Origin of the sequence: Bifidobacterium catulorum (assembly GCF_003129925.1) — a bacterium.
Classification (GTDB): domain Bacteria; phylum Actinomycetota; class Actinomycetes; order Actinomycetales; family Bifidobacteriaceae; genus Galliscardovia; species Galliscardovia catulorum.
The window spans coordinates 1-7607 of the sequence record NZ_QFFN01000057.1; the positions used below are offsets into that span (position 1 = coordinate 1).

The window sequence follows — 7607 nt, forward strand, 5'->3', positions numbered from 1 at the left end:
ACCCACACCACACCAACGCCGCACCCCATCCACTATGCTTGGTCCCATGCTTTCCTCTGAAGTGCGCAACAGGATCGACCGCGTGTGGGATGCGTTCTGGTCGGGCGGTATCTCCAATCCCCTTGAGGTGATCGAGCAGATCACCTACCTGCTTTTCCTGCGCCGTCTGGACATGAACCAGCAGCGCGAGGAGAACAAGGCGCGTCGCCTCAAACGCCCGATCGTGCACGCCATCTACGCCGAGGAGCAGCGCGACCTGCGGTGGCACGTGTTCATCGAGCAGGATCCGCAGACCATGTTCGCCACGGTTTCCGACCGCGTGTTCCCGTTCCTGCGGACGATGGGCGGCGAGCGGTCGTCGTACGCCGAGCAGATGAAGGACGCCCGCTTCACCATCCCCACGCCCGTGTTGCTGGCCAAGGTGGTGGAGTTGGTCGACGCGATTCCGCTCGACAACACCGACACCAACGGCGACCTGTACGAATACCTGCTGTCGAAGCTCGCCAGTTCGGGCGTCAACGGCCAGTTCCGTACGCCGCGGCATATCATCCAGCTGATGGTGCGGATGGTCGCGCCCGCGCCCGACGACCGCATCTGCGATCCGGCGTGCGGCACGGCGGGTTTCCTCGTGGCGGCGAGCGAATACATGCGCGAGCATCATCCGCAGGTGCTGTCCGATCCGGACCTGCGCGCCCGCTATGGCACCGATATGTTCCACGGCTACGATTTCGACCATACGATGCTGCGCATCGGCAGCATGAACCTGATGTTGCATGGCATCGAGAATCCGAACGTGCATTACAAGGATTCGTTGAGCGAGGCCGGCGACGAGGACGAGGACCGGTATTCGCTGATCCTCGCGAATCCGCCGTTCTCCGGCAGTCTGGATTATGAGACGACGAGCGCGAAACTGCTCAAGCGAGTGAAGACGAAGAAGACGGAGCTGCTGTTCCTGGCGCATTTCCTCCGTATGCTCCGGCCGGGTGGCCGCGCCGCCGTGATCGTGCCCGAGGGTGTGCTGTTCGGCTCCACCACCGCGCATAAAAAGTTGCGTAAGGCGTTGGTGGAGGAGCAGCGTCTTGATGCGGTGGTCAAGTTGCCGAGCGGTGTGTTCAAGCCGTATGCGGGCGTGAGCACCGCGATTCTGGTGTTCACGAAAACCGATGCGGGCGGCACCGACGACGTGTGGTTCTACGACGTCCATGCCGATGGTTTTTCGTTGGATGATAAGCGCAATCCCGTTGACGCGAACGATCTGCCGGACGTGCTCGCACGCTGGCCGCATCGTGGTGAATCGTCCGAGCGCAACCGTCCGCGTACCGCGCAGTCGTTCGTGGTGCCGAAGAAGGAGATCGCCGAACAGGATTACGACCTAAGTCTCAACCGGTACAAGGAGATTGAATACGAGGAGGAGGAGCATCGTGAGCCCGCGGAGATCCTCGCCGACATCGACGCGTTGAACACGTCGATTGCCGCCGACGTCACCGCACTGCGCGATCTGCTGAGGTAACCCGGCTGCGTGACTTCGCCGTGCAAGACCAGACTGGTAAAGACCGCGACGGACGGGAATCGTGTGGGCCGTCGGGTTCCTGTGCGTTATCGGGGTCGCGACGGAGAGGAATCGCGCCGTCGCTTGGGTTCCTGTGCGTTGCGGTGCATATGACGGACGGGAACCGTGGATCCGTGTGATTCGTGCCGCCAGGTACAGTGGGGGCCATGACAAACGACGACGGGATTGACGACACGGCACAGGTGACGAAGCCGGCTCCCTCTGACGAGGGAGCTGTCGAGCGCAGCGAGACTGAGGGAGAGACGACACCCCGCATAGTGAAGCTCGGGGATGTGGCGACTATACGTCGTGATGTTGTCGATCCGGGAGAAGTCGATGCGACGACCACGTATCTCGGTCTGGAGGATATCGAACGCGGTGGCCGCATCCTGCAATATCGTCATGTTGCCGATTCGAGATTGACCAGTTCCAAATTCACGTTCTCCAAGACAGATTTGCTGTACGGCAAGCTTCGTCCGAATCTTGGCAAGATTGCGAAGCCTGAGTGTGACGGAATCTGCAGCACTGATATTCTTCCGATTGCTCCCGGAGAATCGTTGCATAGGGATTTTCTCGGGTACTATCTTTCTCAGCCTAGGATGGTTGCGTTTGCTGCCTCCCGAACAAGTGGGGCGAATCTGCCGAGAATCAGTCCAAAGACTCTGCTTCAGATTCCCGTTCCTCTCCCGCCGCTCGTCGAACAGTGCCGTATCGTCTCCATCCTCGACCGCGCCGACGCCATTCGCACCAAGCGCCGCCAGGTCCTCGCCGCCTACGACGCACTCCCACGCTCCCTCTTCGCAGAGATGTTCGGTGGACTGAAGGCTGAGAAGAGGGTCTCGGATGTTGTCGAGAGGATGCGGACCGGCCCCTTCGGCAGTGACCTGCATCATGATGAGTTCGTTGATTCCGGTATATCCGTGCTGGGGCTTGATAACGTCGTCGGGAATACGTTCCGGTGGGTGCAGCGTCGGTATATCACTCCTGAGAAGTATGAGAGTCTTAAGCGTTACACGGTGTATCCCGGGGATGTGCTGGTCAGCATCATGGGTACGGCGGGACGGTGTGTGGTGGTTCCGGATGATATTCCCACGGCGATTAACACCAAGCATATTTGCGCCATCACGGTGAATCGTGATGTGTTGAATCCGGTATTTCTCCGAGCGGTTTTCCTCTGGCATCGCGAAGCGAGGATTCATTTGCTGCGCAGTGTAAAGGGCTCCATCATGGATGGGTTGAACATGGGAATCATCAAGAAGATGCCGGTGATTCTTCCACCCCTCGCACTCCAGCGTGAGTTCGCGGAGCGGGTAGCCGCCATCGAGGCGTCGCGGAGGAAGGTGGAGCGGGCCCTCGCCCTCGACGACGAACTCTTCGCCTCCCTCCAGTCCCGCGCCTTCCGCGGTGAACTGTAGACGGTATCGTCCCCGCCCTGAACCGGGCTGGCAATGCCGCCCATAGCAGTGGTTGTGGCTGTGTGATCGGCACTCATTCTTGTGGCCAAACCGGTGTTGCCGAAAATGCGACCTCGGTTGAGTCCGTGAATAGCATGAAGAGCAGGGACGTCGTGCATCCCTGCCCTTCATGCATGCCCGGGCGAATCCGCCGTCTGGCCGATCACCAGGGTCGGTCGGCCAGACGGGTGCGAATCAGCCTGTTACCGGTCGGCATTGCGGCGAGCCGCAACCACAATGGCGGCACCGGCCGCGATCAGCAGCGCGGCGAAACCAGACAGCACGTAGACCGTCGCACCCGTGTGCGCGAGTCCCGGCTTGTTGGTGTTGCTCGGCTTGTTGGCGTTGCTGCCGGTGTTGGAACCGGAGTTGTTGTTGCCGGCGTTGCCACCGTTGTTCCCGCCAGTGTTGCCGTTATTGCCGTTGTTATCAGTGTTGTCGCCGTTGTTTCCACTAGTGTTGCCGCCGTTGCCGTTGTTGCCTGCCGGCTCGACCGTCACCGTGATGCTGACGGACTTGCCGTTCGAGCCGGTCGCGGTGATCGTCGCCGTGCCCGCACTCACGCCGGCCACCTCGCCATCGGCGTTCACCGTGGCGATCGACAGGTCGTTCGAATGCCACGTCAGCGACTTGTCGGTGGCGTTCTCCGGCGTGAAAGTTACGACGAGTCGCAGCTTCTTGCCGGCAACGACCTTGATGTCGCTGGTCTTGCCGTTCTCGTCCGCAACCTTCAGCGACTCGACCGGGACCTTGTCAATCGCGGTCCAGTGTGCGTAGAGGGTGATGTCGGTGGTGCCGACCTTGAGGTCGTCGCCCGCCTGGTATTCGGCGGTCTTGCCGTCCTTTGTGGTCTTCCAGCCGCCGAACTTCTGATCCTTCGGCGCGGTCATGCCGGCCGGTGCGGCTTCGACCTTCACGGTCGCGCCCTCGTTCGCGTTCTGGGCTGCCGGCACGTCGCCGGAACCGCCGTTCGCGTCGTATGTGACGGTCACCTTGGTCTTGGCGACCCACTGGGCGGTCAGCGTCACGTTCTCCGTGCCGACCGTGATCTTGTCGCCGGCCTGGTGGACCTGCTTGTCGGTGGAGCTGAGCCAGCCGCCGAACTTCTGGTCGTCGGTCGGCGCCTGCAAGGCGTCCGGGGCCTTCACCGTGAACTCGGAGCCCTCGTTCACCGGCTCCTGCGTCGGCACCGTGCCCTTGCCGCCGTTCGCGTCATACGTCACGCTGACCTTGGTCTTGTCGATCCAGTGCGCGTAGAGCGTGACGTTCTGGTTGCCCAGCTGCACGTCCTCGCCCGGCTGGTAGTCCGCGACCTGGCCGTCCGCGGCCTTCTTCCAGCCGCCGAACTTCAGGTTCTCGTTCGGCGCCTTCAGCGTGGCCGGAGCCTGGGCCGCCTTCACGACCGAACCCTCGTTGTACCCCGCCGAGGCCGGTACGTCGCCCGAACCCTTGTTCGCGTCATACGACAGCGTTACCTTGGTCTTGGCGACCCACTGGGCGGTGAGCGTCACGTTCTGGTTGCCGACCGTGATCTTGTCGCCGGCGTCGTACGTCTTGCCGTCCGTCGAGCTCTTCCAGCCGCCGAACTTCAGGTTCTGGTCGGTGTTCGTCAGGTCGTCGCCCGACTTCACCGTGATGTCCGTGCCCTCGCTGACCGGGTCCTGCGTCGGGACCGTGCCCTGACCGCCGTTACCTAGCGCATACGTCACGTTCACCTTCACGGGCACGGGTACGGCCGCGAGCTTCGCGGTGTACGTCACCTTGATCGGGTCCACTCCGGTGGGGGCGGCGGCGACGCCGACGACCTTATACGTGTGCGCGAGACGGTCTGCGACCGGCACATCCACGCCGTTCTTCAGCATCGTCTCCGGAGTCACCTTGCCCAGTCCGTCGACCAGCTTGGACTGGCCGTCCTCGCCGACCTCGTGGACCTCATAGTGGTCCACGAGCACCATGGACTTGCTCGGGTCGATCTGCGTGCCGTCGATATGCGCCTTGTCGGCCGTATCCTTGGACCGTGCGACCGGCACCTCGCCGCCGTCCTCATCCGTTCCGGCCAGCTGGGTGGTGATCTTGTCGTAGGAGAGCGCGGCGGTGCGGCTGTACCTCAGCCTGTCCGCCGTGGGGTAGGAGCCAAGCGACCTCATCAGGAAGTGCGCGTAGCCGAGGTGACCGGCGTAGTTGAGCTGGCCGTTGGCGTTGTACCAGGCGCTCTTCACCTCCGGTTCGGCGGCGACGACCTTGGTGATCCAATCCTGCGAGTCGATGAGCGGCAGGTTCTTGTCCTTGGCTACGGTGCGCATCGCCTCAGCGAATGCGCCCTCCTTGCCCTGCAGGGTGACGGGCGTGACCAGCACGACCTTCGCGCCGTCCTGCGTGGCCTTGTCCGCGATGGACTTCACATGGGTGCCGAACGCGGCGGCATCCGTTTCCACCTGCTTGCCGTCGGCGTCATACAGGTCGGGCATGAGCAGGAGGAGGTTGGGCTTGTATTGGCCGATCAGCGTGTCGTAGTTGGTGTCCATCTGTTCGACGGTGCGTCCGCCCGCACCCGCGCCGACGAAGAACTTGGCGCGCTGCGTCTCGTAGTCGGTGGCCTTGAAGGAGTTCGCGTACTCCCAACGGATGTTCTCGTCGAGCAGCTGCACCACGTTCTTGCCGATGATGTGGTCGGTGTAGCCGCCTTCGATGGTGTCGCCGCCGGCGAGCACGATGTTCGCGCGGGAGTTCACGTTGGAGACGATCGTCTTGAGCTCGTCCGCGGCACCGGTCACGGCGTTGACCTGCACGGCGGCGGGCTTGGCGGTGAGCGTCTTCGCATCCGCGTCGCTGAGCGTCTTGTCGTAGACGGCCACATAATCGACCACGCCGTTGAGCTGGTCGATGCCGCCCTTGTTGGCATGGTCGCGCGCGGCGCCCACGGTGACGGTGGTCACCGTCGAGTTCGGCGCGGTCGGCACGTTCAGCTGCTTGGTGCCTTGAATTCGCCGCAGGCAGATGTTGCCGTCGGCGTAGATCGTGAACGCGTTGCTTTCGAAGTTCACCGAGAGGGTGTGCCATGCGCCATCGGCCAGGTTCACGCTTCCGACCGAGTACAGGTCGTTCGCGGCCGACGAGTTGACGAACTGCACGAGGCCCTTGTCGCTCAGGCGGACCAGGGATCGCGTGCCGGAATTGGCCGGATCGCCGAACGACAGCAGCGTCTGCGGCTTGTCGCTGGCGTTGGCGCGGAACCGGATCGTCACGTTCGACTGCTTCGTGTCGCCGCCCTTGGCCGCGTCGACGACGTCGGTTCCAAGATCGACGTACTGCGCGCCGGTCAGATACTTGCCGACCGACTGCGTGGCGGTGGGCTTGGCTGCGATCACGCCGTCCGCCGGCTTGCCGGTCAACCCCTTGGCGACGTCCGCCGCTCCGGCACTCGGGCCGGTCAGGGACGTGGTGCTGCTGCTCCACTTGGCGAGCGCGTCACCGGGCTGCATCATCTTCAGCGATTCCAGGATGAACTTCGCCCATTCGATCTGACCGTTCTCGCCGGGATGGATGCTGTCACGCCTGTTGTTGACGTCGAAGCCCATGTACGTGTTGCTGGTGTTGTTGCCGCCGTTCAACTGCGACCAGCGCTTGTTGAAATCGAGAAGAATCACGTTTTGCTCGACGGCGAGCTGGCGTTCGGCGTTGTAGTACTGGTCAAGGCTTGTGTTCTCGTTGGCCATGGTCGTGTAGTTCTGCGTCTGCAGAATCGGAATCGCGCCCTTGGCCCGCACATCGGTGATGAGGGTCTCCAGAGTCTTCTTGTACGTTTCCACGGGGTACTTCTGAGGCGAGGCCACGCGTCCGTCGTTCATGCCGAAGGTGATGAACACCACGTTCGGATGCTTCTCGCCGACCCATTTGTCGAACGCGCCGGCCTTGAGCGGCCAACGTGCGTCGGCGCTGGCGATGGCGGTGTTCATCACCATGTCGTTCGCGCGCGAGACGCCGTTCACCGGGGTGCTTTCCACCTGATTGGCGAACAGTTCTGCGTAGTTGCGGTAGCCCATAGTGTACAGCACGCCGTGGGTGATCGAGTCGCCGATGAACAGCCAGTTGATGCCGTCAGTGCTTTGCAGCTTCTGCGAAAGCGTGTTCCAGTCGTCAAGTGTGGCGTTGCGTTCGTTCCACGCCTCGATCGTGCCGGGTACCTCGGCTGCTGCCGCCGTCGCCTTGTTGCTGGCGGCGTTCTGGCCAGTGGCGTCGCCGGTCGTGACGGTTGCCGTGGTCGGCGTGGCCTGCTCGTCCGCGTTCGCGGTCGTGGCGATCGCCGCGGCCGGAATCGTCGCAAGCATTGATGCCGCGGCGATCAGCGCACCGATCCTACGACGTAGGGACCGTGCGGTTCCTGAAGACTTGTTCATGGCTTCTCTTCCTGAAAATGACTTCTCCGATGGGGGCTTGCAGCTATTCGATTATGGGTTGAGTCAGGGGGGGTGGAGGAATGTTGCCGAGGCTTTCGCCGCCGAACCATGGCGGGCGAGCCGCCGGTATTGTTCAACGGTGAGGGCGCCAAGGCATTCGATGCTCCGCAACCTGCATCGCACCCGACTTCGACCCCTACCCCACGA

The 7607-nt window shown here is 62.6% G+C and carries 3 protein-coding genes; 2 read left to right on the plus strand and 1 reads right to left on the minus strand.

Annotated elements, in window-relative coordinates; translation table 11 throughout:
• Window positions 1-46 precede the first annotated feature (46 nt).
• Together DF200_RS10235 and DF200_RS10240 are read left to right on the plus strand one after the other, a co-directional pair.
• Window positions 47-1510 carry a type I restriction-modification system subunit M gene (locus tag DF200_RS10235; protein ID WP_109138172.1) on the plus strand — a complete coding sequence of 488 codons (1464 nt, stop codon included), beginning with the start codon at window positions 47-49 and terminating at the stop codon, window positions 1508-1510.
• 206 nt (window positions 1511-1716) lie between these two features.
• Window positions 1717-2964: a restriction endonuclease subunit S gene (locus tag DF200_RS10240; RefSeq protein ID WP_109138170.1), complete on the plus strand. Its 1248-nt coding sequence runs from the start codon at window positions 1717-1719 to the stop codon at window positions 2962-2964.
• A gap of 242 nt (window positions 2965-3206) precedes the next feature.
• On the opposite strand, the gene DF200_RS10245 is transcribed toward DF200_RS10240, so the two are convergent.
• A complete protein-coding gene (locus DF200_RS10245; protein ID WP_146192071.1) occupies window positions 3207-7400 on the minus strand; it encodes a GDSL-type esterase/lipase family protein in 4194 nt (1397 codons plus the stop codon).
• Between the last annotated feature and the right edge of the window lie 207 nt (window positions 7401-7607).